This window comes from Mongoliibacter ruber (assembly GCF_003003005.1).
Classification (GTDB): domain Bacteria; phylum Bacteroidota; class Bacteroidia; order Cytophagales; family Cyclobacteriaceae; genus Mongoliibacter; species Mongoliibacter ruber.
The window spans coordinates 61,362-86,774 of the sequence record NZ_PVTR01000005.1; the positions used below are offsets into that span (position 1 = coordinate 61,362).

Below are 25,413 nucleotides of genomic sequence, written 5' to 3' on the forward strand. Positions count from 1 at the left end.
GTCAAAACAAAACTTTATGACAACCATAAAAGGAGCCTTGAATTACAAGTTCATCTCCTAAAAAATCATTACTGTTTTTCCTTAACAAATACCGTCTTAATTAATCTAAAATAGACAATTAAAGAATCACTCCTGATTTCATAGGTTAATTGTTCGGCTGCATTAATCGAAGGTACTTTTAAAATTAAATTTTTACCTTCAGTGGTAGTGTAAGTGAAAGATGGAATATCTGAAAACTTGAACTCATGACCACCTTTTCTGGCAAGATCCCTAAAAAACCTTGTATCATGGATATACCGACCATCTTCTGTATAGACTATTTTATAGTTTTTAGCTGAATTATCATGGTCCTTATTTAAAGAGCCATCTAAATTGAAAGTTTGCTTTTCTATCCAGGTTCCTACTAATCTTTCATCAATTTGTTCCTTACTTGAAGACGGCGTAACGCTAGCAGAGGATTTAATAAGAGGCGAAAAATTCACTTGATGTTTCTCCTTTTCTAATTCGAACTCCAAAGCAAGCATATCCCCTTTTCTTTTTGCAAAAACTTCGAGCTCATCCCCATCATTCATCGGGATTTCAAAAACCAATCCACCGGATTTTTCAGTGCCTACGCTGATTAATGAAGTGCTTTCCCCAGTATGTAAAGTCACCAAATAGTGTTTTTTATCTTTTTCTATCAAAATGATATCCTGATCTCCTACCAAACTCCCAAGGTAAGTTCCTTCCAGACTTTGGCCAGAGGAAGAAAAACCGATCATAAAGAAAATTATTAGTAGGTATTTCATGACATATATATCAAATGTTTAAATACAAAATACAGGATAGATTTGCCTACACCAACAACTCACCAAAAGGTGAAGCTAAAGCTTATTATTTCTTCCTGATCAAAACTTGCATTAACCCATTGTCTTGAAAAACAGTTAATGTGTCATTTTTCACCAAATACGCTGATTTTGATTCATGGCTCCGCCCTCCCGATCTCCCTTTAATGATTAAATATTTCTGATCGATAGTTTCCCAATATATAGTCGGTAATTCAGTAAATAATGGAGCCTTCACACCTTGTTCAATTAAATCATCTCTAAACTGCCTCATATCCATAATCACCCTGCCATCATCAGTGTAGATTTGAGAATAATTTTTCCCCCGATAGTCAACATCTTTATCTATTGAACCATCTTTATTAAATATTCCTACTTTAACCCAGTCTCCAATAAGATCCTCATCCAATTGATGTGAAGTTTTTTTTCCCAAATCCTTTTTATTAGAATCATTATTCACTATCTGAAGCAGAGAAAATTCTGAGCTGTATTTATGTTCTTCCAAAAAAAAAGTTACAATTATATTATTACTTTTCTTCTGCGCTTTTATTTCTAAATCTCCTCCTTCATTGAGAGGAAGATGAAAAACCAACTCTCCAGAAGAAATTTCTCCAAATGTGACAAAATTATTCTCGCTATTAATCAATTTTACAGTATACCCACTTTTTATTTTTTCAAGGATCATAGTGTCCTCTTTTGACAATAATTCACCTGAATATTGCCCTTCAAAAGATTGACCTAAGACTTGAAATACTATCAAAAATTGAAAGATAAAAAGAACATGATGTTTCATTTTACACAATTTAAAGATTCCCTGATTTTTTACTGATTAAAAAATCAGGGATCAAAACAACATAAATCCGAATAATAGTATCAATATACAAAGGAAAATAAAAACCATAATTGAGGATTTTATTTTTTTTCTTTTACAAAAACTTTCCTGATTTTTTCTTCTTCAACAATTAGAGAATCCCCCTGAATTTTATAAGTTGATTGAAAAGTTTGGTTAACTGATGGAATTTGTGTGATTAAAACACAATTATTATCTGTTGACCAAAAAAAAGTGGGTAAGTCCGAAAAATCAAACCTATGTCCATGCTTATTAGCCACATCTCTAAAAATTCTGGAATCCGGTATTATTCGCCCATCACTTGAATAGGTGATTTTATAGTTCTTTGTGGAATTATCCATCTCTTTGTCAATGGTTCCATCTAAGGAGAAAGCCTGTTTCTCTATCCAAGTTCCAATTAGTCTTTCATCTTTTTGATTCCCTAAAGATGATATAACCTTACTTCCATGAGATTTACTCACTGAATCAAAACTTAAGTTAAAACGCTCATTTTCTAATTCGAATTCCAAAAATAAAACATCACCTTCCTTTGTTGTAAAGACCTCCAGTTCATCACCATCTTGGAGAGGGACTGCAAAAGTTAGCCCATCTACTTTTTGCAAACCTAACATTAATAAAGAAGTGTTTTTTCCTGTCTGTAACGTTACTAAATAATTACCCTGATCTTTCTCAATCAGAATTAAATCCTGATCTCCTACCAAACTTCCAGAATAAACTCCTTCTAAATTTTGACTTAAAGAAGAAAAGCAAATGAAATTAAGAATTATAAAAATGTGTTTCATGGCTTTAATTAGGAATGTTCCGGTAATATTTCAACCGGAACATGTTCTATATATACAACTTATTAATTTCGCTAAATAAAGGCCTGATATTAAATTGTTCTTACCAGCATAAGATACCGATAAAGATGCATACAACATCATGTCCTCAATTGCGCACCCCCCCATAAAAAAGATCAATCTCAAAACCCACCCCAATTATCGGATAGCGTAAAATTCCAAATCAAAATATTCAGAAATCGGCATAAAATCTCGGTCCAGATGAAAAAGAGGAACCTTTCGAGAAATAGCATACCATGCAATCAAACAATCATAGCTTTTCCGAACGGTATATCCCTTGGTTCTTAAGACAGAATATACCTGCGCAGCACCTTCGGCAGCTTCAAATGGATCAGAATGGATCTGCTTCAATGCACTCAACTTGTCTTTCATTATTAAAAAATCATTAGGATACTTCAATCCCTGCAAAATTTCTTGGTAAATAGGTGGACAGATCAAAACTTGATCTTTATTCAACAATTCCTGCACGGTAGAAGTAAGTTTTCGGTCTTTTCCAGTAAAAAAAGCAATCCACACACTCGTATCTATCAGCACCTCAACCATTTCAATCAGTCCTCATGGCATCTAAATCTCCAGACCAATCAATCTTACCTGCCATTTCAGAAAGTTCTCGCAATTTAATTAATCTTAGAAACTCTTTCAGCGCCAAATCAACCGCCTCACGTTTTGTTTTAATATTCGTTTTTTCAAGAATTTCATCAATAAGTTTCTGGTCAATTTCAATATTTGTTCTCATAGCAATATCGTTTATACACAAAAATAAAAAATTCTATACACATAATCTTTTACATGCTATCACAGATTTTTAAATATTACTACAGGTTATCAATTATTGAATAAATTGGTATTTATAATTATCAGTTCTAAAAGTTAACTTTGATGAAGTAAACTTTTCCTAAATTTTAAACTTTGGAAAAGTTAAACTGAAAACAACAGGGATTTTGAATCCATTTATACTGTCCTCTGAATTGCAAATTCCTAGAAACTATAAGGTCTTAACCTTTGATACCGTACGTACGGTATCGAAGGTTATTCCAGAGTATTTAATTGCATAGTAAGTTTTCCACTTAATTAAGACCTTCGGGGTTTTTGGAAACCCCAAAGGTCAGGTGCAGCTAACCTTTGAGGTCTTTTTTGGACCTTGAAGGTTTTTCCAAAATTAAAAGCCCTGAAAAAATTATGAGTATCTTAATCTCTAATTTTCAAAGTTTCACCAACTAATTAACTTAAAAGTAAAGACCCTTGGGGTTTTTAAACCCCAAAGGTCTATCCTAGACACCATGCCAACCATAAAACACACCTTTATAGGCCCTATCCGCCAAGCCCTCACCTTGTCAAACCTCCCCCTCAAAGGAGCTTTGAAAGATGAGCAAATGGAAATAATTTCCGAAGCAGGTATCCTGATCAAAAACGACAAAATCCATCAAATTGGAAGCTATTGGGACATATTTCCAGAAGCACAGTCCATCGGCGCGGAAATCGTGACCTTAAAGGGTGACTTTGTCGCACTTCCCGGTTTGATTGACTGCCATACGCATATCTGTTTCGGAGGCAGCCGTGCCCAGGATTATGCCTTACGCAATGCAGGAAAAACCTACCTTGAAATCGCCAAATCCGGTGGTGGCATCTGGGACACAGTTACCAAAACCCGAAAAGCAAGTCTGGAAAAACTTGCCCAACTGACAGTTCAACGTGCCAATAGACACCTAAAGGATGGTATCACGACCATCGAGATCAAAAGTGGTTATGGATTATCCGTAGAAGAAGAACTCAAAATGCTCAGAGCAATCAAACTTGCTGATGAAAACACAACAGCCGATCTGACCCCAACTTGCTTGGCTGCCCATATTCCACCCAAGGATTTTGAGGGTACCCACCGAGATTACCTGAAAGCCATATCAGAGGAAGTATTCCCCATTCTTAAAGAAGAGGGTTTAGCCAATCGAATAGACGCTTTTATCGAGGAAACAGCATTTACATCCGAGGATATCCAATCTTATTTCCAAAAAGCAAAAGAAATGGGTTTTGACATTACTGTACATGCAGATCAATTCCGTACAGGGGGGTCCAGAGTAGCTATTGATTTTGGTGCTATTTCTGCAGATCATTTGGAAGCAAGTACAGGAAATGAAATTCAAATACTTGCCAACTCAAACACCATTGCTGTGGCATTACCCGGCGCATCCATGGGTTTGGGAGTAGCTTATACCCCGGCCCGAAAACTACTCGATGCTGGTGCTTCCCTCGCTATCGCCTCCGATTGGAATCCAGGCTCGGCCCCCATGGGTGATTTGCTTATGCAAGCTGCTGTTTTGGGAACTTACGAGAAACTCAGCAATGCAGAAGTCTTGGCTGGAATCACTTCCAGAGCTGCCGCAGCCCTTAACCTTACCGATCGAGGTCAACTCCACTCGGGCATGTTAGCCGATATCATCCTTTTCCCTACTAATGATTATCGGGAGATTACTTATCAGCAGGGGAGACTTAAACCTTTTAAGGTGTTTAAAAGAGGGGTGGAAATAAGGTAGAAATATGATTGAAATAAATGGAAATATGCTCTGCCACGGCAGACAGGTTTGCGAAATATATAGAAATATGTTGAAATAAAGTAGAAATCCGTCACGGCCAAGTTATGCATTCGGCGAAATATAGTGGAAATAGCTCTCCTTGTCACCTCGATCCCGACATCTGTTCGGGAGAGAGTTTTTAAACCCCCAAAAGGGAAAAAGATTTCTCTCTACGTTCGAAATGACAAGGTGAAGCCCTTTTCAATTTGAACCATGATCGATGGAGGAATCATATTTCAATTTATTTCGCGAAGCATATTTCAACCATATATCCCTTAAATTCCAAAAGCCCAATAAATAAAAAAATCATGACCTTCCAAGACCAAATCCTCCAAGGCATCCCCTCCCAACTCCCAGCCAAAAAGCCATACGATACCAAAGTTTCCCATGCCCCTAAGCGAAAAGACATTTTGAGTATGGAGGAGAAGAAACTAGCGGTGAGGAATGCGCTTCGTTATTTCCCGAAGGCTTGGCATGCGGAATTGGCAAAGGAATTTTATGAAGAATTGCAGGAATATGGGAGGATCTATATGTACCGGTTTATGCCGGAGTATGCAATGTACGCCAGGCCGATTTCTGAATACCCCGCCAAAAGCCAACAGGCAGCGGCCATCATGCTGATGATCCAAAACAACCTCGATCCAGCAGTGGCACAACATCCGCTGGAGCTGATTACTTATGGCGGAAACGGTGCCGTATTTCAAAACTGGGCGCAGTACCTGCTCACCATGCAGTACCTGGCCGAAATGACGGAGGAACAAACCCTACACATGTATTCCGGCCATCCCATGGGACTTTTCCCTTCTTCCAAAGAAGCCCCGAGGGTTGTGGTTACCAATGGAATGATGATCCCCAACTATTCAAAGCCTGATGATTGGGAGAAATACAATGCTCTTGGAGTGACACAATATGGGCAGATGACCGCAGGTTCCTATATGTATATTGGCCCGCAAGGGATTGTACATGGCACTACCATTACGGTGATGAATGCTTTTAGAAAAAAACTCGGTGCAGCTGTCAATCCAAAGGGCAAAGTATTCCTTACCGCAGGTTTGGGTGGCATGTCCGGTGCTCAACCGAAGGCAGGAAACATTGCAGGTTGTATCACCGTCTGTGCCGAGGTCAACCCAAAGGCAGCCCACAAAAGACATGAACAAGGTTGGGTAGATGAATTGATCGAAGATCTGGACAGATTAGTTGAGCGGGTGAGAAGCGCCCAAGAAAATCTGGAAGTGTTTTCCATTGCATATTTGGGCAACGTGGTGGATGTATGGGAGAAATTTGATGAAGAGGACATTATGATAGAACTCGGTTCCGATCAGACTTCTTTACACAACCCATGGGCAGGTGGATACTATCCTGTAGGTCTGCGTTTCGAAGAAGCCAATGACATGATGGCGAATGACCCTGAGGAATTCAAAACCAAGGTACAGGAATCTCTTCGCAGACATGCTAATGCTATCAATAAGCATGCAGCAAAAGGAACCTACTTTTTCGACTACGGCAATGCCTTCTTGCTGGAAGCTTCCCGAGCTGGAGCCGAAGTGATGGCGGAAAACGGGATTGATTTTAGATACCCTTCCTATGTGCAGGATATTTTGGGCCCCATGTGTTTTGATTATGGTTTTGGGCCGTTCAGGTGGGTTTGCACTTCGTGCAAGCGGGAAGACCTAGAGAAAACCGACCAGATTGCAGCAAAAGTCCTCAAAGAAATCATGTCCTCCTCCCCTACCGAAATCCAACAACAGATGCAGGATAACATCAAATGGATCGAAGAAGCAGGTAAAAATAAAATGGTGGTGGGTTCGCAAGCGAGAATCCTATACGCTGACGCAGAAGGCAGGATAAAAATCGCACAGGCCTTTAACAAAGCTGTAGAATCGGGTGAACTATCCGCTCCTGTGGTATTGGGTAGAGACCACCATGATGTAAGTGGCACTGATTCTCCTTACCGAGAAACCAGTAATATCTACGATGGAAGTCAATTTACAGCTGACATGGCCATTCACAATGTGATTGGCGACAGTTTCCGTGGAGCTACCTGGGTCTCCATCCACAACGGCGGCGGTGTAGGCTGGGGCGAAGTGATCAACGGAGGTTTCGGAATGCTACTCGATGGCACCGCAGAAGCTGACCGGAGGCTACAATCCATGCTTTTCTACGATGTCAACAATGGGATTTCAAGAAGGGCTTGGGCCAGAAATGATGAAGCTTTGTTTGCGGTTAAGAGAGAGATGGAAAGGACTCCAGGGTTGAAAGTGACGGTGGCGGAGATGGTGGATGAGGATTTGTTGGAATTTTTATAATTACCTATATTGTATAAAATAATTAAGTCATGTTGAATAAAGCGCAGGTAAGAACACAACTGGAAAAACTTCCTGAAGAGTTTACATTAGATGAACTGGTAGAACAATTAATCCTGATTCAAAGAATTGAAAAAGGTTTGGAAGATTCTAGAGAAGATAGGATTATTTCAGAGGAGGATCTCGACAAAGAAATAGAAAAATGGTTCACCTAAATTGGACCAATCAGTCAATGACTGATTTGAAAGAAATAGCAGATTATATCAGCAAAGACTCGATTAAATATGCTAAAATACTGGTCAAAGGATTAAAAAAACGAACAATCATTTTGAAAACCAATCCATTGTCTGGTCAAAAAATTGATTTTTTTAATGATGACACCATCAGGCAATTAACCGAAGGAAGTTACATTATCGTTTACAAAATAATCAATGATAAAAGAATTGATATTTTAACAGTTCATCATTCAGCAAGAGATTTAGGTAAAAGAAAACTTGATCCCTGATTAATTTGAACTTTTAAATTCTTTAAATTACTGAATTTAAAAGAAAATGAAAAAAACTGACAATTCTCCTACATCAACAGTACAACAGTAGTCAACACCATATTGACACCAAACCCTATCCACCATTTATTCATTACCCTTCTGTCTTTGATCTTGAAAGCCTGATCCTCATACCCTAATCTGTAGTTTTCTTCCTCCATCATTGCTTCGTCTGGATAATTGAGATTGTGTTCCTTAGGTGGTTCCTGTGAAATAAAAATCGCAGCCAAAAGTCCTGCTAAAGGCTGAATGGTTGAGCCCGCCAAAACTAGGTTTTCAGCTGTCCTATTGCCAGGATAAAAAGTGCTTGCGTCATTCCATCCATTTAAAAACATTTCGCTGGCCTCTACAGGGATCCTCTCTCCTTCTAAAAAGAAGATAGTTTCTTCATCTTGTTTAGAAATGCTGGAAATTTCGGTTAGCGGCTTCCTTAACTTGGGTCCTTTTTGGTTATTATCCATCCTATAAACTAGCTTTTCGGATTTAATTTTGTGTATATAAATGGTTAAAGTATCCCCTTCATTCGTTCGTGCAATATATTGAGCACTCAAGGGAAAAAGTTGAATACAGAGGTTTAAGAGAACCAAAAAAACGATTTTGTCGGTCATAGAGAATTTTTTAAACTTACTTCCAAATTTAATCACAAATTAATTTTAGTTGTTCATCAAAAGCATTAAAGCTTAGTTCACAATTTCATTCTCGACTTATCCTATTTGAATTTTAAAAATTGCGGATTGGGTGGATCTGATTTTAAAAATACAATCATCAATATAATTATAATCCTCATCATAATCCCCAAAACACTTCCTTCTGGACCTTGGTCACCTCCGTTGAAAAATATATCAGGAACAATCTGAAGCTGAAAGAGACCTACTTGTTCCATTCCAGAAACTGGAAATCCTAACACAGGCCCTTGGATAAAATTCCAGAAAAAATGGATGGCAATTGGTACAAAAACAGTCTGGAATTTCAAAAAAGCATACCCATACATGATCCCTCCAAGAAAGTAGCTGAGCACTTCTAAAAAATTTTCAGGAAAATGGGCCAAGGAGAATAGCAATGAAGTAAGCACTAAAGCAGTTACTTTTTTCTTGCTAAAATAGATTAAACTGGAAAAAATAAAAACCCTGAAAATAAGCTCCTCAAAAATTACTGCTGACAATTCAGATGGGACGGTTTTCAGCAAAGCATGGAGATTAAAAGCCTTTTTAATTGAAATCAGATTCCATTTGACATTAAACCAGGTCAATCCTGCAAAAAGAACAAAGATAAGTATCGGGAAAATAGCCATGATCTTTAGGTGATTATTGTCGATAAGCAAGCCAACAAAACCCCTTAGGTTTTCCCTATTGGTAACAAGTATCGCGACTCCATAGACACTTAAAGTCATGTAAAGAAAAATACTAAGGCCAAAAATCAATTCGATCATATTTCTTTAGGTCTTAAAATCTTAAAATAGCAACCACATAAATAGACCCTTAAAATACATAAAGACTAAAAACTCATATCCATCCATACCTTAAAAAATGGCGCCAAATTCCATAATGCATAAAGAAATATGGGCTCCAGAATCTCCTTCCTAAAATACAGATACAACAAAATTACCCCTAAAAGGACATGAGGATAAAAACTTTAAAAAAAATATTGCTTTTTCTCTCTAATCTTTACCTCAAAAACAGCGATTATTGTACCTATCAATACTTTTAAAAAAGATATAAAAAACCAAATGGCTCCCCATTTTATAATAATCATCAATAATTCTGATGTTTTAAAATTAGGCAGTAAGACCATAATTGATGGATTTAACTAAAATTCAGAACCTTAAGAAATCACAAAGATGCCCTAAATGAGTTATCATAATCATTTATTCCATTCTTACAATTTTTCTTTATTAAGAATCAAAACAAACTCCAACCTGTATTAAATCCTTTCACAAAATTATCCCAATATATTATAGAATAAATAGTTGCACACAATAAAAGTCCAACTAATAACAATGTTATCCAGAGTGATTTTTTCATATAAATTACAGCTTAAAAGGAGAGCTTTATGCGCTCCTTCCTTAAAAGATTTAAATCCATCCGTTCTTTTTTAACCTTTTATACCAGGCATAAACAAAAACACCTTCTAAAGCAACTTTTAAACCCGCCCCCACAATAACGCCATGAAGCTCTGCAAAATCTCCGTCTGCTCCTCAATTAATTGAAATTAAATCTGAACCAGTCAATTCTTTCATATTGCCTCCCATCCTTTTTTAATTCCTTCTATAAACCGATCTCTTTTATCATATAGATACACACAATAAGCAAATCCAGCCGTAATGGCTTCTTTTAGCCATCCCCCCTCAACTTCCTGCATCTCCTCAAAACTCAATTCTTTAAACTTTTCTATAATTTAAATAATTTTCATTTTTCTCCCAACCTTTACCAGGCACTGGGTTTTCCCAATCTCAGCTTGAAGGATTCTTAGCTAGCATAGGTCCAAAAAATATGAAAGTAAAAATGGCCTTAAGAATGCTGGAACCTGTTGCGTGCTCAAAATTGGAAAATTTTCCAAAACCAAAGAATATCCTCACAAGGCCTATATAAAAAACAGCAAATAAAACTTTATGAAGAAAAGCCTTAAAAAAAAAGACAGGGTCAAGTCATTTTCCTCTTCTTGAATTGTACCAATAAGCGCAAAAGATAACAGCTTTCGTTTTGTCAATTTAACATGAACAATCGACTTCCATCCATCCTTTTATAAAATCGTCAAGAAATTCATGGACAAAATAGCCTAAAACAACTAATGCAAATATCTTTATGCACCAACCTTTCCATGATTTTAAAAAATGAGAACCTTTGATTTGAGGTAGGTCATTGTTCTTTATCTCATTATTATTTGCCATTTTTATTTATTTTAATACAACTTTATAATTTTCTTTTTAAAACGCTATGTGTTTCACATTATGAATTCCAATTCATTCAGCCTCTTGATTTAATAGCTATCAACTGGGATACAGTCCCAAATTACCCTCGCTCCGTGCATAAAAACAGCACCGAACAAAAATTTTCAAATTTTATGGCTCATAAAAATAAATCGCTGTAATAATCAACACCGCATTGTAAACTGCATGAAAAATAACCGCCCATTTCATATCATGGATCAAACGGATATAGTTGTTATGGGCGACAGTTTCCGTGGAGCCACCTGGGTCTCCATCCACAACGGCGGCGGTGTAGGCTGGGGCGAAGTGATCAATGGTGGTTTCGGAATGCTCCTCGATGGCAGCGCAGAAGCTGACCGGAGGCTACAACCCATGCTTTTCTACGATGTCAATAATGGGATTTCAAGAAGGGCTTGGGCCAGAAATGATGAAGCTTTATTTGCCCTCAAAAGAGAAATGGAAAGGACTCCTGGGTTGAAAGTGACGGTGCCGGAGACGGTGGATGAGGATTTGTTGGAATTTCAAGATGAAATTTAAGCCCTGTTGGTCTAATCAGTTTAATACCAAGAAACAGAGGGACGAAGCTTCTCTGCTGTCCATTCCAAAAGGATGATCCATAAAAATCCCAATGAAAACCCTAAAATCTTAGTATAAATTGTTACTCCCTCAGCGTCAGCTGCTCCCAGAAAATTCAAGACGATCAAGAAGACCACAGGGAAGAGATAAGGTAAAAAAGACCATTTTTCGAAGAATTTATTAGGCTTGAAAACGTACAACAAACCATAAACCAAGGCAAACCTCAAAATCATATGCTCCTCTCCGACAATTTGCTCTAATTCAACATAAAAAATCAAGCCGGCTAATGAAACCAATACATGTAGGATAGCAATGACTCTTTTATTGGTAAAAAAGATGAGTGTTGCCTTGGATGGAAGAGTTAATTTATCATTCATCATTATTTCAATTTATCCATACTGGCATGATTGCGATTAATAATTTATACTGAAAAATAAACATTAACCAAAGAAATAAGAAAACCAACTCTTTTTTTCAAAAAGCTTGGTATTGGGCAACTAATAATGACCTTAATTTACCTTTGCTCCGTGGACAATGAAAAAGATTGAAGTGAAACGCTCACCCTTACAATAGGGGCTTGACAATATAAAATTTGCCAAATTAATTTGGAGAGGGATGAATCAGAATACAGAATGTATACAGATTATTTAATATCCTTCCCAAAAGGTACCTCTGGGGAAGGGAAGGACATTGCTTACCTAACAACCTTTAAAAGCCCAAAATTACTTGTAAAGTGTTGCCGTATCCAGATAACAATTTATCAGAATAATAGCCTAAATAAACAAAAACAAAAGCTAGGCTAATATATTTGGCTAATGATGTTTTATTTAATCCTTTCATTTAAAAATAGATTTAATTAATAAGTAAGTACTAGCAACCGGTGCTAAAACAATTAATGTTGTCAATGCCGAACCAGCACCGATTAAATAGGCCGCATCTCCAGGATCACCTCCTTTTAATTCTGTTACTTCCTCTGGTTTAAAAATACAAATTTTTTCATAACAAACATTTTTTAACTTGAAATTCTTATTTGAGTATTGCAGTCATTGTGTCAACATATCCTTTCCATACTTTATCTCTTTGATCAATAAGGTACAAGGTCAAGGGTACTAAAGGCCACGGAGAAAAACCACCAGTAATATCCTGATATTCTCCTTTGTTTAATTCCTTAAACTTTTCCATAATTTAAACAATTTTCATTTTCTCCCAACCTTTACCGGGCGTTGGGTTTTCCCAATCTCAGTCTGCCGGATTCTTAGCTAGCATGATTCCTGTCAACTGATCATGATTCTAAATTACCCTCGCTCCGTGCATAAAAACAGCACAGAAAAAATATTTTTAAATTTTTATGGTTCATAAAAATAGATGGCTGGAATAATCAATACCGCATTGTAAACCGCATGGAAAATAATCGCCCATTTCATGCCATGGTTCAAACGGATATAACTTAATACCAAACCTATGACAAACTGTGCAGCAACCAACAAAGGCACTACGTAAAAGTATTTTCCATAATCAAAATCAATGAAATTGCCCATATGGACCAAGGCAAACATAGCCGAAGAAAAATACACTACAAACTTAAGATTAGGGCTCTGTCCTTGATTGACTTTCACATAAAGGTAGATCAAATAAATCCAAAATATGGCCAATGGGTACCATATACTGTTAATCAACAAGAGCGACAAACCTAAACTCCAGAGGATAGAGGATTTTTTCAAATCCAAATGTAACCTGTACACAGGTTCTTCTAGAATTGGGGCAAAAATAATAACAAGCACCGCTACAAGCCATTTATTCTTTTCCAAAATCTCCAAGATTTTATGATCAAACTGATCCATACCTGCCCATTCTAAAATTAAAGCATAGGGTATCACCACTGCCAGCGTGATCAATAATAGGTAAAAGAAATCAATGGCCTTCAGATTGTTATATGATGTCGAACGGTAAGGTGCCTTCAAAAATGACATAAGTTTTTCCAATGTTTTCATACATTTAAAATTTAAGTATTAGTAAAATAGTTAAAATTCGATTAGAGAAAAATCACATTATCAGTTGTGACTTGAAAAATGCAAAATTGGAATAGCTGTAAAAAGCCTTGAGGGGGTAAGAGGAACCGAATTCCCTTCTAATTCCATTCGTAGCAATTTCCCCAAATCAAAAACAAATTCTTCCAATTGTGCCAATCTCTCTTCTAAACCTTGCTGCTCCAATTGGACAACCTCTGCCCTTACAATTGCCAAAATATCACCTTTTTTAACCTTTCTATTTTCAGTCATGTTCCAAGTTTCCAAACGCCCTCCTACCGAACTCATCAGGGAATTTCTCTGAAGAGCTGACTGAAAAGTACCTCTAGATTGAACTGCAACATCCACATAGATCAAGGGCAATGCTGACACTGCAAAAAGCATTACACCAATCAGGATGAGATAAATCATCCGAGACCTGACGGCAATGTGGGAATCATAAACTTCCACCGTTTCATTTATAACTGACGGTGGGAAAATCCTTTTTTCCATAAAAAATAATTTAGATTCATATAAAGCTTCACTCAATATAAATTTTAAAAATGTGGTATTTTAATTTGATGATGAAGTTAAACGTTTAATTAAACGGATATTTAACTAACCTTTCTTTTGGAAATCAAAGAAATTTTTAGAAGAGCAAATGGGATTTATTACCGGTATTCAGCCCTCAAATTCTTTTTATCCCAAACTGATTTCTCTAATTTTAAAAAATAAAACCCTCAACTCATGTCTATTCCCACTACTTACCCTAGATCATTTTCACATATCGGCATTACTGTTCCTGATATAGCCAAAGCTGTTAAATTTTACACAGAAGTGATGGGTTGGTATGTCATCATGGAACCTAGCAGGGTCAAGGAAGAAAATGAATCCGCTATAGGCCAAATGTGTATTGATGTTTTTGGTGAAGGTTGGGAGTATTTTGATATCGCACACCTTTCTACTTCTGACGGAATAGGAATTGAACTGTTTTCGTTCCCTACAATACCCACTCAAAAACCGGATTTTAACCCTTTTCAAACTGGTTTATTCCATTTTTGTGTGCAGGATCCTAATATAGAAGGCTTGGTAAAAAAGATTGTAGCCCATGGAGGTAAGCAAAGGATGCCCATCAGGGAATATTATCCAAGCGAAAAACCTTACCGCATGTGCTATGTAGAAGATCCTTTTGGGGTGGTTTTTGAAGTATACAGCCACAGTTATGAGCTTACTTATTCTTCAGGGGCCTACACTAAATAGCTTTCCTTTTACTTTTATTTTTTTGTACTCCAGGCTCAAATTGAAGAGATGGCTATTGTGGAATGAGCTTGATAAAAGTTGAAGAGCTATACTTGTCTTTCGCTAATAGTTTGGGTTCCTCTCATTGTTCGAATCTAGATTTGAGCATTATTTGCATTTTTTTAGAATTTGTACACGACATGAGTTTTTCAAGTACATTTTTTTATTAATTAAATGCTTTTTTTTTGTGAATTGATAATTATATTTAGTAGGCATTTGTAAATGAACCCATTTCGATAAATTCTAAAAAATATTACCGAAAATGGAACCTTCAAAAGGTAAGCACTAACTGGTATATTTTACTTTTTATTTTCACTTTATCAACCTTAATGTACAATTATGATGTATTTAACCAAATCTAAGTTTTCGCACTTCTTAGTGATCGTCTTGCTGTTGTTCTCTGCTTGTCAAGGTGAACTTGACGAAATAGCTACAATTGATGAAGCTATAATGGAAGAAGAGTCAAGTTTCAATGCGTTCAACTTTGAAGAACTTGCAGATGTTTCGGACTTCACTAACCTTAGAGAAGGAGATTTTACGGGTAGATTTTTGATCCTGAGCAAAGGTCAAAAATTACCTAACAATCTAGAAAGAAGTGTGCAAAATGCAGGTGGAGAAATTGTCAAAACTTTCCCTGAAATCGGTGTGGCTGTGGCAGTCGCAAGATCCGCTGATTTTCTTGCCAATTCAAAAAAAATCAATGGGATTGAATCAGTTACTCCAGATTTAATTTTACAGTTTACAAAAGAGCCTGTTTCTAGAGGAGAAATAGCTGAGCTTCCTTCTTCAAATGCAAGAAGAGGTAGCTAGAGTTCTTCTGGTGCTCCTTTCAATTATCAAGATGCCTTTTTTGATGGATTTCAGTGGGCTCCTAGTTCAATTGATGCGCCAGATGCTTGGGATGGCGGTTTTACCGGGAAAGGTGTAAGGGTAGCAGTTATTGACGGTGGCTTTCATTCCACTCATATAGACTTGGCTCCTAACCTTGATGTACAAAGCTCCATTTCAACAGTACCGGGTTTTAATTTTAACCAGGACGTGGGCACCTTTTGGCATGGCACCCATGTGGCAGGGATTGTAGCCGCAGCAGGAAATGGCATAGTAGGCATAGCTCCTGAAGCTACAATTATCGGTGTCAAATCTCTACACAATGGTACTGGCGCTTTTGAGTGGATACTGGAAGGAATATTGTATGCAGCTACCCCTCAATCACAGGGAGGTGCAGGAGCTCAAGTCATCAACATGAGTCTTGGCGCTACAATCAACTACAGAGACAATTGGCAAGACAAAGAATTCCGTGATGTATTCAGAGACTTGCAAAAAACCTATGACAGGGCAACCCGTTATGCTTATCAAAATGGGGTTACAGTAATTGCATCTGCTGGAAACGGTGGAAATAATTATGATGATACCAAAGAACTGTTCCAATTACCTGCTCAAAATCAACATGTTCTTTCTATAAGTTCAACCGGACCTACTGGCTGGTTATTAGGCAATACAAACTTCTCTCAACCTGCATATTACACCGATCATGGCAAATCCTTGGTGGATTTTGCAGCTCCTGGAGGGACTCTTGGTCTATTTGTAGTGGATGGTTTTGATGGTTTTTGCAACCTTAATGGAACATTTGTAAGTACCACTAACTTCTGCGAGGTTTTCGATATGGTATTCAGTACAGTAAGAGGAACCACAAACGGTAATTATAACTGGTCTCAAGGCACTTCTATGGCAGCTCCGGCAGCCGCAGGTGTGGCAGCCCTTATCATTCAGGCAAACAATGGCAAATTGGGTCCTGCTCAGGTTGCCGCCAGAATGAGACAATCTGCTTCAGACCTTGGAAAGCCTGGTCAGGATGAATTTTACGGACATGGTTTTGTCAATGCTGCTAAAGCAGTCGGCATCAATGACTAACACGAAAACCAGTTATTGACAACCAGAAGCTTTTTACAAATACAAAACTGATTGGTCAATTTTGAAAAGGCGGCCCCACAAAAAAGGCGGCCTTTTCTTTTTTTTCATTAAACAATAAAACATTTTTTTCAATCCACCAGGATTTCAAAGAAAGGATTGGGCTGAATTCCCTAAATTGATTAACCAACAGAACCAAACCCCCATCCCAAGACTTATGAGATCCCTTTATCTGTTTTTACTTTTCACATTTTCTGCCCCGTCCTGTCACCCTACAAATCAAATCGAAGGGGAGACAGAATTTATTAAGGGCGTATATGGCAATCCCGCTACTTTACTAAATGCTGGATATAGATTTGACTCCTTGGGAATGAATGCAGTTTTTGTGAGGAGCATTTCTTTGAATCAGGAGTTTTATACAACTGCCAAGGAACATGGCGTAAAAGTATTCGTGGAGTTTCCGACCTTAAATGGCAAGGAATACCTTCAGGAAAATTCCGAAGCTTGGCCAATAGATGAAAAAGGAGAACAGTCTCCTCCTGCGGATTGGTTTATCGGTATTTGCCCTACACATGAGGGATTCAAAGACTACAGAAAAGAGCAGCTATTGGATATTTTAGACAAATATGTGGTTGATGGAGTCTTTTTGGACTATGTCCATTGGCATGCCCAGTTCGAAACCACTGAACCTATCCTCCCAGAAACCTGCTTTTGCGATCGCTGTACAAAACAGTTTGGTAAAGAAATTCAACGAGAAATCCCGGGAGAAAGCATTCCCCAAAAAGCATCTTATATCCTTACTAACCATGACAAGGAATGGAGAAAATGGAGATCCGATATCTTGAATAGCTGGATAGAAGATATGGGCGCTATCCTTCAAGGAGCGCAACCTGAAGCTAAACTGGGTGTATTCTATTGTTCATGGTTTCCGGCTGATTATGATTCAGCTTTATATCGGAATCTTGGAATTGACCCTGTGGCCATAGCTGAAAGAGCAGATGTGCTTTCTCCCATGCTTTTCCATCATATGAAAGGGAGACCAACGGCTTGGGTGGGAGAATATACTGAATGGCTTGGAGAAGCTATTCAATCCGAAAAAACAGAGAATCCCATAATTTGGCCAATCGTACAGGCACATAACAATCCAGGAGTAGTAAGTCCAGAGGAATTTAGACAGGTGATGATAGAAGGTTCAAAAAAACCTTCTTCTGGAATTATGATGTTTTCAGACCAATCTTTGGTCAGTGAACCGGAGAAATTGAAGGTGATGCGCGAATTATATACAAAATAAAAAAAGAAAATAATTATGTATCGAGACAACCAGGTCTAAGACATCGTCTTCATTTATATAGAGAAAATGAATCAAATCATGAAATTCCTGACTTTTGCTTTTTTACTGTCATTTTTGTTTCCAGCAAAATTAATGTCTCAGGACAAATCAGGTGATTTTTACTTGGGCATCTCTACCACATTTCACACTGAAGAACGGTCAAGGACGATTTATGGTCCGGGTTGGGAAGAAAGACAGAGCATCAACCAATATTTTGGATATGGAATCAGGGCTGGTAAAAAAATCCTTAAAAGTTGGGAGGTTACATTAGGGTTGAACTATGTGACACGAGAATATAGGATGAGTGTTCCCTTTGACCATTGCTCTCTTCAACCCGGACAACCATGTGCCCATATATTGATGCATACAGACAGGTATGGGTACCGAAACATTGAAGGTCAGTTGGGAATTAATAAATATGTGTTGCAACGCAAAAAATGGGATCTCTTTTTAAGTGGTAGTGTGGTAACTGCATCAAGTCTTTCTTCCTATTACAGAAACCAATTTAATACATCTAAAAAGTTCGAAAATAGGTCTCAGAATAGATTCGGTACCTCATGGCTTGGAGGTATGGGTATTGGGTATAAACCAAATCCTGGAATAAAATTTACTCTGGAACCATTTGTAAGGATAGCTCACGAGCAAAGGATTGACCCGATTATCATTACAGGTCATGAAGAAGCACGATCTAGTTTTGATAATTATGGTGTGGTTTTTACTTTTTGGGTTGGGATTTAGGCAACAAAATTTTTGATGATTAATCTTCGAGGTCTAAAAAAGACCCCAAAAGTTATGGGTAGGCCTTTGGGGTTTTCAAAACCCCAAAGGCCTTAGATCAAAAGCCTAATTTTCTTGGACTTCCTTAACTCAATCTATTTGTCGCTTAAAAACCCTCGAGGTCCAAAAAAGTCCTCAAAGGTTATCAATGCCCCCAATCAAATTTATCCATATCTTCCAAACAGGCTTTCAACAAATTGATACTACCTGAAATATCCTCTTTGTGAGCCATTTCGATCACCTGATGCAAATGCCTGGTAGGAATGGAAATCGCTCCTGCTATCGCTCCCTGCTTGCCCATTCTCTGAACTCCTGCCGTATCTGTACCTCCGGCAGTCAGGATTTCCGGTTGCCATTTGATAGCATGCTTATTTGCTGTTTCTTTCATAAATGACACCATCCTGTAGTCACAGATAGTGGAAGCATCCATGATTTTGACGGCAGTTCCTTTCCCTAGTTCTGTAATTTTCTCATGCGCTTGGGCACCGGGCACATCAAAGGCAATAGTAGTATCCAATGCTATCCCAAAATCCGGATTGATGCCATGCGCAGCCACATTGGCACCTCTAATACCCACTTCTTCTTGCACAGTAAAAGTAGCATATACATCATAGGCAGGGTTCTCCAATTGTTTTAAGGTCTCTATCAATATATATACAGCCACTCGGTTATCAATTGACTTACAATTCACACAATCTCCCATTTCTATCAATTCTCTATCCCTAGTGATTGGATCTCCTATTGTAATGTATTTTTCGACATCCTCTTTCGACATTCCCATGTCAATAAAGTAATCTGTTGTTTTTGGAAGTTTATTCCTTTCCTCTTGCGACATCACATGGATAGGTTTACTTCCCATGACACCCACGAGGTCTTTTTTACCATGTACTAGTACTCTTTGTGCAGTCAATGTTTTCGGGTCAAATCCGCCCAAAGTATGAAAGCGAATAAATCCCTGATCGTCGATATGAGTGACCATAAAACCTATTTCATCCATGTGCGCAGCCACCATCACCCTTTTGTCATCAGGATTTTTCTTGGCTTTTTTTATGGCAATCACATTACCCATGTTATCGGTTTTCACCTCGTCTGCCAGTGGTGTCACCAATTCTAAAATCAAATCACGGACTCTTTTCTCATAACCTGGAGCTCCTGGAACTTCACAAATCTGCTTCAATAAAGCTACATCTACTTTCATCTAGTTCATGTTTTAAAAAAAGGCTTTGTCATACCGATTTGGATCCGACAAAGCCTTTTTAAGGGTTCTACAATATTTAATTTCAAATTTGTTTCTGACCTACAAGAATCAATAAGCCCTCACCACTTTTCCTTCCATGAAATTCACAAAGGCTCTGTTCACCACGCGCATACCACCGGAAGTAGGGAAATTACCTGTAAAATACCAGTCGCCCTGATGATCGGGGATACACCTGTGAAGGTTTTCTGCGGTTTGGTATATCACTTTCACTTCTGCCTCGATATGATCTGATGTGATGATTTCTGCAATTTTATCGGAAATCTCTTGATCTGTAAATGGCTCATAAAGCAATTTTACAAAATTCATTGAGGTATTTTGACTGCTCTGACATTTTTCCAACACCTCATCTAACAAGAAACCCATCTTTCTATCTTTGATCAACTCAAGGGTTGCCCTGAAGGCTATAAATTCCCTCATTTTAGACATATCTATTCCGTAACAATCAGGGAACCTTATCTGTGGTGCAGAGGAAACTATAATAATGCGCTTTGGATTCAACCTATCTAAAGTGGTCAAAATACTTTTTTCCAAGGTCGTACCTCTGACTATACTATCATCTATTACTACCAAAGTATCAATCCCTGACCTGACCACTTCATAAGTAGTATCATATACATTTGCCACCATGGCATCCCGATCAGAATCATTGGTGATAAAAGTCCGAAGCTTCACGTCTTTGGATACTAATTTTTCTACTCTAGGCCTGAAACTCAAAAGTTCTTCCAAGTCCTCTAAATGGGGCTTCCCTTCAAGCAAAACCTCCCTCCTTTTGGCACTGAGATAATCTTCCAAGCCTTCAATCATACCCAAAAATGCTGTTTCGGCGGTATTTGGAATGTAAGAAAATACGGTGTTTTTCAAGTCAAAATCAATTGCCTGCAACACTTGAGGAATCAGAGCCCTTCCCAAAGCTTTTCGCTCTCTGTAAATATCAGGATCAGTACCTCGGGAAAAATAAATACGCTCGAAACTACAGGATTTTTTCTCCCTTGCCGGCATGATTTCATGCTCTGAATAAGAGCCATCCTTATTGATCACCAAGGCATGACCTGGCTGTATTTCTTTGATTTCCTTATAATCTATATTGAAGGCTGACTTGATGGCTGGCTTTTCTGAAGCAACTACTACTATTTCATCATCACCGTAATAGTATGCAGGCCGGATTCCCGATGGGTCACGGACCACAAAGCTGGAACCGTTTCCGACCAAACCCGCCATGGCATAGCCCCCGTCAAAATCTCTGCAAGAACGTCTTAGTATCCTTGCTACATCTAATTCGTCTTCAATTAGGGCTGTGATTTGTTCGTTGGTGTATTCCTTTTTATACTTATCAAAAATCCTTTGATTCTCTTCATCCAAAAAGTGTCCGATTTTTTCCATGACAGTCACGGTATCGGTTTTTTCTTTAGGATGCTGGCCTAGCTCCACCAGTTTTCCAAAAAGCTCTTCAACATTGGTCATATTGAAGTTACCCGCCATGACTAAGTTTCTACTTCTCCAGTTATTTTGTTTTAAAAAAGGGTGACAGGTCTCGATACTGTTTTCTCCATGTGTCCCATATCTTAAATGTCCGAGCCAAACCTCGCCAGAAAAAGCTACATTTTCTTTCAGGTATGCTGCATCCGTGATGGCATTAGTGCCTCCATGTTTTTTTGCCTTTTTATATTTCTTATGGATTTTGTCAAATATAAAATTAACCGCCTGTGGTTCTATAGAACGATAGCGGCTGATATATCTGGTTCCGGGCTTGGTGTTGATTTTTATATTGGCTACTCCTGCCCCATCTTGTCCTCTGTTGATCTGCTTTTGCATCAGCACATACAGCTTGTTTGGAGCGTATAGGGGGGATCCGTATTTGTCGATGTAGTATTGAGGATCTTTTCGAAGCCTCAACAAGGCTATACCGCATTCATGTTTGATCTGCTCACTCATTTGGGTCTGGGCAATTTATGACGTAGCAAAGGTACTTTTAATTTCAGTGATTAGAAAAACCTTTTTGTAAATCGCATTACACCAAGTAGGAATAAATAGTTTCCTGACAGAAAAAACTTAAAGTTATTTAACACTTACTGCCTTGATATCAAGGAATGGGAGCCATTCTTCTGCATGCCTTTCTGCATAATCGGCAAGAAAAAATCCCAAAGTTGGTCTAAAAGGAGTAACTTTTAGCTTCATCCCCATTTGTTCGGGGCTTTTGTCACCCTTCAGGACATTACATCTGTGACATGCTGTGACTAGATTTGCCCAATTGGTTTTACCACCTTTTGATTTGGGAATTACATGGTCAATGGTCAGTTGTTTTTTGGATCCGCAGTATTGACATACATTGCCATCTCTTCTAAAAAGGTTTGCCCGATTAAGAAGTACTCCTTTGTAGGGAATATTTTTATACTCATTGAGCCTGATGACAGCTGGGTACTTGAATTCCTTAGTGACTGTTCTTACTACCAGAGACTCATAATGACTAAGACAACTTACCTTCTCCAAAAAAGCAAGAACGAGTGCTTTTTGTACAGTGACAACAGCAACCGGACTATGATCCAGATTTAACACCAAAACACGCTTTTCCATAGACCTCTAAGATAAAACTTTGAATGGAAAAACCTGTCGTTCAATGAGAATGTTTTAAAACTTCATTCTTGCCAATTCTCTTTTTGAATCTTTTTCTTTGATGCTTTGCCTCTTGTCATGGACTTTTTTACCCCTTGCCAAGGCAATTTCCAACTTAGCCAAACCTCTATCATTAACAAAAATCCTAACAGGAATTATGGACAAACCTTTTTCTTCAAATTTGCTTTCTAGTTTTTCAATTTCCTTTTGATGCAACAACAATTTCCTCTCTCTTACAGCCTCGTGATTGTAGCTTGAAGCCATTGAGTATGGCGCAATATGCATTTGCTTGATAAAAAGTTCTCCCTTTCTAAAAAAACAGTATGCCTCGGTAAGGGATACTTTCCCCTCACGAATGGATTTGATTTCCGTTCCTTTCAGTACAAGGCCTGCTTTATAAGTATCGATAAACTCAAACTCATAGCTGGCTTTTTTATTTCTGATATTAATAATCTTATCGAATTTTTTCTTCTTGTCAGACATATGTGGATTAGATTGTTAAATGTTAATTTGTTAAAAGTTGGGTTTTTCAATACTAAAAGGGTTTTTCTCGTATCTACGCCCGATGTTATCGGGGCTCGCTCGGATCTTGGAGACCACCATACACCTACGACTTACTCTTTTATCCTTCTTACCCCGAAATACTTCGGGGTAAGCTCCCTTTCATCGTCCTTGTTTCTATGTCACGCCCTAAAATACTTGTTACTTTTTAATTGTTTTTAATATCGTCCGTGCCGACGGCACTTTTAAAACTCACTTTTAACCCTTAATCCCGGCAATAAATTGCCGGGCTATTATATCTGTCATACCGATGGCATTTGGCCCTTGTTTCTTGTTTCTTGTTTCTTGTTTCTTGTCTCTTGTTTCTTGTCCCTTGTTTCTTGTCTCTGTTACGTCCTGATTTTTCTTGACACTTTTTTTGTTGTTTTTAATATCGTCCGTGCCGCCGGCACTTTTAAAACTCACTTTTAACCTTTAATCCCGGCAATAAATTGCCGGGCTATTATATCTGTCATGCCGATGGCGTTTGGCCCTCGCTTCTTGTTTCTTGTCTCTTGTTTCTTGTCTCTGTCACGTCCTGATTTTTCTTGACACTTTTTTTGTTGTTTTTAATATCGTCCGTGCCGCCGGCACTTTTAAAACTCACTTTTAACCTTTAATCCCGGCAATAAATTGCCGGGCTATTATATCTGTCATGCCGATGGCATTTGGCCCTCTCTTCTTTTTTCTTGTCCCTTGTTTCTTGTCTCTGTCACGTCCTGATTTTTCTTGACACTTTTTTTGTTGTTTTTAATATTGTCCGTACCATACCTACGGTAGGAAATCCTACGGTACTTTGAAAACACACACTTAATATTTAATCCCGGCAATAAATTGCCGGGCTATTATATCTATCATGCCGATGGCGTTTGGCCCTCGCTTCTTGTTTCTTGTTTCTTGTTTCTTGTTTCTTGTTTCTTGTCTCTGTCACGTCCTGATTTTTCTTGACACTTTTTTTGCAAATTATCCAAATTATTCAACCCTTTCAGGGTAGGCTTCTCTGATTTTATCTTTCATATCCCCGCGTTTCACACGGGGCTATTCAAGGTTCAACCCTTTCAGGGTTATTATTTTTTTCTTGTACTTGTTTCTAGTCTCTCACTTATTTGAATTGAATTGGCGTAATGAATAGAAAATAGCCTCGTAAATCGTCCTTCGTATTTCGTAAATCTGCAGCTTCTCGCATCTCGCTTCTACCCCGATAGCTATCGGGGCTCGCATCTCCTCATCCTTCATCCCTCATCCTTTCCCTATATTTTCATCCTCGCCTCAGGCACCACATCCATAGCACAAAACTCACCTTTGAGGTATTTGTAATGACCAACCATCGCTATCATGGCGGCATTATCTGTGCAATATTCAAACTTTGGGATATACACTGACCAACCGTGTTTTTTTGCCAAAAGTTGCAATTCAGCCCTCAGTCCCGAATTGGCAGAAACACCTCCGGCTATGGCAATATGGTTAATCTTGTGAGCGGCAGCAGCTTTCTTGAGCTTTTGCATCAACATTTTGATTAGGGTAAACTGTATTGATGCACATAGATCGGTCAAATTCTCCTCAATAAAATTCGGGTTACTTTTCAATTGATCCCTAAGGAAATATAAAACAGCGGTCTTGATGCCAGAAAACGAATAACTCAAGCCAGGCATATCTGACACCGGAAAAGGGAAAGCTTTTGGATTTCCTTCTTTTGCATACTTATCAATCAATGGCCCTCCAGGATATGGCAATCCCAGTAGTTTGGCTGTCTTATCGAAGGCTTCTCCTACCGCATCATCCATCGTTTCGCCTATCACTTCCATCACCAAATGGTCTTTGACCAAAACCAACTGCGTATGTCCTCCGCTGACTGTTAGGCAAATAAATGGGAACTTGGGTTTTGGATCCTCAATAAAATGAGCCAAAATATGCGCTTGCATGTGATTGACTTCAATGAGTGGAATACCCAAGGAATAGGCAAAAGATTTGGCAAAAGATACTCCTACCAAAAGTGCCCCCATCAATCCGGGACCTCTTGTAAAAGCCACAGCTGACAAATCATTTTTGGAAATACCAGAGCTTTCTATTGCCTCATGTATGACTGGAATAAGGTGTTGCTGATGTGCTCTAGAAGCCAACTCAGGAACTACCCCTCCATATTTTTCGTGTACTGATTGCGTGGCGATAATATTATTAAGTATTTTGCCATCAGAAATTACCGCTGCAGACGTTTCATCACATGATGATTCTATAGCTAGAATATTGATTTTCATT

At 38.2% G+C, this 25,413-nt stretch carries 27 protein-coding genes and 1 pseudogene; 10 read left to right on the forward strand and 18 right to left on the reverse strand.

The window, feature by feature from the left end; all coding sequences use genetic code 11:
* Positions 1-68: 68 nt before the first annotated feature.
* From CLW00_RS09380 to CLW00_RS09400, 5 genes are all read right to left on the reverse strand, one after another.
* On the reverse strand, positions 69-788 hold the full coding sequence (locus tag CLW00_RS09380; RefSeq protein ID WP_146131393.1) for a hypothetical protein: 720 nt from the start codon (positions 786-788) through the stop codon (positions 69-71).
* 85 nt (positions 789-873) lie between these two features.
* Positions 874-1,617, reverse strand: coding sequence for a hypothetical protein (locus tag CLW00_RS09385; protein ID WP_106133429.1), 744 nt, complete (start codon positions 1,615-1,617; stop codon positions 874-876).
* A 119-nt stretch (positions 1,618-1,736) separates the two neighbouring features.
* On the reverse strand, positions 1,737-2,456 hold the full coding sequence (locus tag CLW00_RS09390) for a hypothetical protein (RefSeq protein WP_106133430.1): 720 nt from the start codon (positions 2,454-2,456) through the stop codon (positions 1,737-1,739).
* Positions 2,457-2,651: 195 nt separating this feature from the next.
* Positions 2,652-3,056: a type II toxin-antitoxin system VapC family toxin gene (vapC, locus tag CLW00_RS09395; protein ID WP_106133431.1), complete on the reverse strand. Its 405-nt coding sequence runs from the start codon at positions 3,054-3,056 to the stop codon at positions 2,652-2,654.
* A 1-nt stretch (position 3,057) separates the two neighbouring features.
* Positions 3,058-3,249 carry a type II toxin-antitoxin system VapB family antitoxin gene (locus CLW00_RS09400; protein ID WP_106133432.1) on the reverse strand — a complete coding sequence of 64 codons (192 nt, stop codon included), beginning with the start codon at positions 3,247-3,249 and terminating at the stop codon, positions 3,058-3,060.
* A gap of 544 nt (positions 3,250-3,793) precedes the next feature.
* On the opposite strand from CLW00_RS09400, the gene hutI reads away from it, so the two are divergent.
* The 4 genes from hutI (at position 3,794) to CLW00_RS09420 (ending at position 7,888) form a co-directional block, all read left to right on the forward strand.
* Complete coding sequence (gene hutI, locus CLW00_RS09405; RefSeq protein WP_106133433.1) at positions 3,794-5,041, forward strand: imidazolonepropionase; 1,248 nt, start codon at positions 3,794-3,796, stop codon at positions 5,039-5,041.
* 347 nt (positions 5,042-5,388) lie between these two features.
* Positions 5,389-7,386: a urocanate hydratase gene (locus tag CLW00_RS09410; protein WP_106133434.1), complete on the forward strand. Its 1,998-nt coding sequence runs from the start codon at positions 5,389-5,391 to the stop codon at positions 7,384-7,386.
* Between the two features lie 29 nt (positions 7,387-7,415).
* The gene (locus tag CLW00_RS09415) at positions 7,416-7,598 is read left to right on the forward strand and encodes a hypothetical protein (protein WP_106133435.1); all 183 of its coding nucleotides are present in this window, start codon (positions 7,416-7,418) and stop codon (positions 7,596-7,598) included.
* The gene (locus CLW00_RS09420) at positions 7,586-7,888 is read left to right on the forward strand and encodes a type II toxin-antitoxin system RelE/ParE family toxin (RefSeq protein ID WP_106133436.1); all 303 of its coding nucleotides are present in this window, start codon (positions 7,586-7,588) and stop codon (positions 7,886-7,888) included. The genes CLW00_RS09415 and CLW00_RS09420 overlap by 13 nt, the downstream gene beginning before the upstream one ends.
* A gap of 68 nt (positions 7,889-7,956) precedes the next feature.
* Here CLW00_RS09420 and CLW00_RS09425 read toward each other — a convergent pair whose 3' ends face one another.
* The 3 genes from CLW00_RS09425 to CLW00_RS21245 form a co-directional block, all read right to left on the reverse strand.
* The gene (locus CLW00_RS09425; RefSeq protein ID WP_146131394.1) at positions 7,957-8,388 is read right to left on the reverse strand and encodes a hypothetical protein; all 432 of its coding nucleotides are present in this window, start codon (positions 8,386-8,388) and stop codon (positions 7,957-7,959) included.
* 248 nt (positions 8,389-8,636) lie between these two features.
* Positions 8,637-9,356, reverse strand: a complete 720-nt coding sequence (locus CLW00_RS09430; RefSeq protein WP_106133438.1) for a CPBP family intramembrane glutamic endopeptidase — start codon at positions 9,354-9,356, stop codon at positions 8,637-8,639.
* A gap of 803 nt (positions 9,357-10,159) precedes the next feature.
* A complete protein-coding gene (locus tag CLW00_RS21245) occupies positions 10,160-10,321 on the reverse strand; it encodes a class IIb bacteriocin, lactobin A/cerein 7B family (protein WP_146131395.1) in 162 nt (53 codons plus the stop codon).
* Positions 10,322-11,087: 766 nt separating this feature from the next.
* On the opposite strand from CLW00_RS21245, the pseudogene CLW00_RS09445 reads away from it, so the two are divergent.
* A pseudogene (locus tag CLW00_RS09445) lies at positions 11,088-11,390 on the forward strand (urocanate hydratase); the annotation flags it as partial.
* A 20-nt stretch (positions 11,391-11,410) separates the two neighbouring features.
* Here CLW00_RS09445 and CLW00_RS09450 read toward each other — a convergent pair.
* The 4 genes from CLW00_RS09450 to CLW00_RS09460 form a co-directional block, all read right to left on the reverse strand.
* Positions 11,411-11,809, reverse strand: a complete 399-nt coding sequence (locus CLW00_RS09450; protein ID WP_106133440.1) for a hypothetical protein — start codon at positions 11,807-11,809, stop codon at positions 11,411-11,413.
* Between the two features lie 646 nt (positions 11,810-12,455).
* Complete coding sequence (locus CLW00_RS21380; RefSeq protein ID WP_170073201.1) at positions 12,456-12,611, reverse strand: hypothetical protein; 156 nt, start codon at positions 12,609-12,611, stop codon at positions 12,456-12,458.
* Between the two features lie 164 nt (positions 12,612-12,775).
* Positions 12,776-13,420: a CPBP family glutamic-type intramembrane protease gene (locus CLW00_RS09455; protein WP_106133441.1), complete on the reverse strand. Its 645-nt coding sequence runs from the start codon at positions 13,418-13,420 to the stop codon at positions 12,776-12,778.
* 60 nt (positions 13,421-13,480) lie between these two features.
* On the reverse strand, positions 13,481-13,948 hold the full coding sequence (locus CLW00_RS09460) for a biotin/lipoyl attachment domain-containing protein (RefSeq protein WP_106133442.1): 468 nt from the start codon (positions 13,946-13,948) through the stop codon (positions 13,481-13,483).
* Positions 13,949-14,182: 234 nt separating this feature from the next.
* Between CLW00_RS09460 and CLW00_RS09465 the strand changes: the two genes are divergently transcribed.
* The 5 genes from CLW00_RS09465 to CLW00_RS09485 all read left to right on the forward strand — a co-directional run bounded on the left by CLW00_RS09465 (position 14,183) and on the right by CLW00_RS09485 (position 18,710).
* Positions 14,183-14,695, forward strand: a complete 513-nt coding sequence (locus CLW00_RS09465) for a lactoylglutathione lyase family protein (RefSeq protein WP_106133443.1) — start codon at positions 14,183-14,185, stop codon at positions 14,693-14,695.
* 378 nt (positions 14,696-15,073) lie between these two features.
* Complete coding sequence (locus CLW00_RS09470) at positions 15,074-15,544, forward strand: hypothetical protein (protein ID WP_146131397.1); 471 nt, start codon at positions 15,074-15,076, stop codon at positions 15,542-15,544.
* Between the two features lie 69 nt (positions 15,545-15,613).
* Positions 15,614-16,645 carry a S8 family peptidase gene (locus CLW00_RS09475; RefSeq protein ID WP_106133445.1) on the forward strand — a complete coding sequence of 344 codons (1,032 nt, stop codon included), beginning with the start codon at positions 15,614-15,616 and terminating at the stop codon, positions 16,643-16,645.
* Positions 16,646-16,859: 214 nt separating this feature from the next.
* On the forward strand, positions 16,860-17,933 hold the full coding sequence (locus CLW00_RS09480) for a glycoside hydrolase family protein (RefSeq protein ID WP_106133446.1): 1,074 nt from the start codon (positions 16,860-16,862) through the stop codon (positions 17,931-17,933).
* A 78-nt stretch (positions 17,934-18,011) separates the two neighbouring features.
* Positions 18,012-18,710 carry a hypothetical protein gene (locus CLW00_RS09485; protein WP_146131398.1) on the forward strand — a complete coding sequence of 233 codons (699 nt, stop codon included), beginning with the start codon at positions 18,012-18,014 and terminating at the stop codon, positions 18,708-18,710.
* A 184-nt stretch (positions 18,711-18,894) separates the two neighbouring features.
* Here the strand turns inward: CLW00_RS09485 and CLW00_RS09490 are convergent, their stop codons facing one another.
* The 6 genes from CLW00_RS09490 to tsaD form a co-directional block, all read right to left on the reverse strand.
* A complete protein-coding gene (locus CLW00_RS09490; RefSeq protein WP_106133448.1) occupies positions 18,895-19,947 on the reverse strand; it encodes a M42 family metallopeptidase in 1,053 nt (350 codons plus the stop codon).
* Positions 19,948-20,055: 108 nt separating this feature from the next.
* On the reverse strand, positions 20,056-21,939 hold the full coding sequence (locus tag CLW00_RS09495) for an amidophosphoribosyltransferase (RefSeq protein ID WP_106133449.1): 1,884 nt from the start codon (positions 21,937-21,939) through the stop codon (positions 20,056-20,058).
* 123 nt (positions 21,940-22,062) lie between these two features.
* Positions 22,063-22,578 (reverse strand): HNH endonuclease, encoded by a 516-nt coding sequence (locus CLW00_RS09500; protein WP_106133450.1) that lies wholly within the window; start codon positions 22,576-22,578, stop codon positions 22,063-22,065.
* A gap of 54 nt (positions 22,579-22,632) precedes the next feature.
* Positions 22,633-23,100, reverse strand: coding sequence for an SsrA-binding protein (gene smpB / locus CLW00_RS09505; RefSeq protein WP_106133451.1), 468 nt, complete (start codon positions 23,098-23,100; stop codon positions 22,633-22,635).
* A 276-nt stretch (positions 23,101-23,376) separates the two neighbouring features.
* Entirely contained in the window at positions 23,377-23,583 is a 207-nt protein-coding gene (locus CLW00_RS09510) for a hypothetical protein (protein ID WP_106133452.1), read from the reverse strand.
* Between the two features lie 824 nt (positions 23,584-24,407).
* Positions 24,408-25,412 (reverse strand): tRNA (adenosine(37)-N6)-threonylcarbamoyltransferase complex transferase subunit TsaD, encoded by a 1,005-nt coding sequence (gene tsaD, locus CLW00_RS09515; protein ID WP_106133453.1) that lies wholly within the window; start codon positions 25,410-25,412, stop codon positions 24,408-24,410.
* Position 25,413 lies beyond the last annotated feature (1 nt).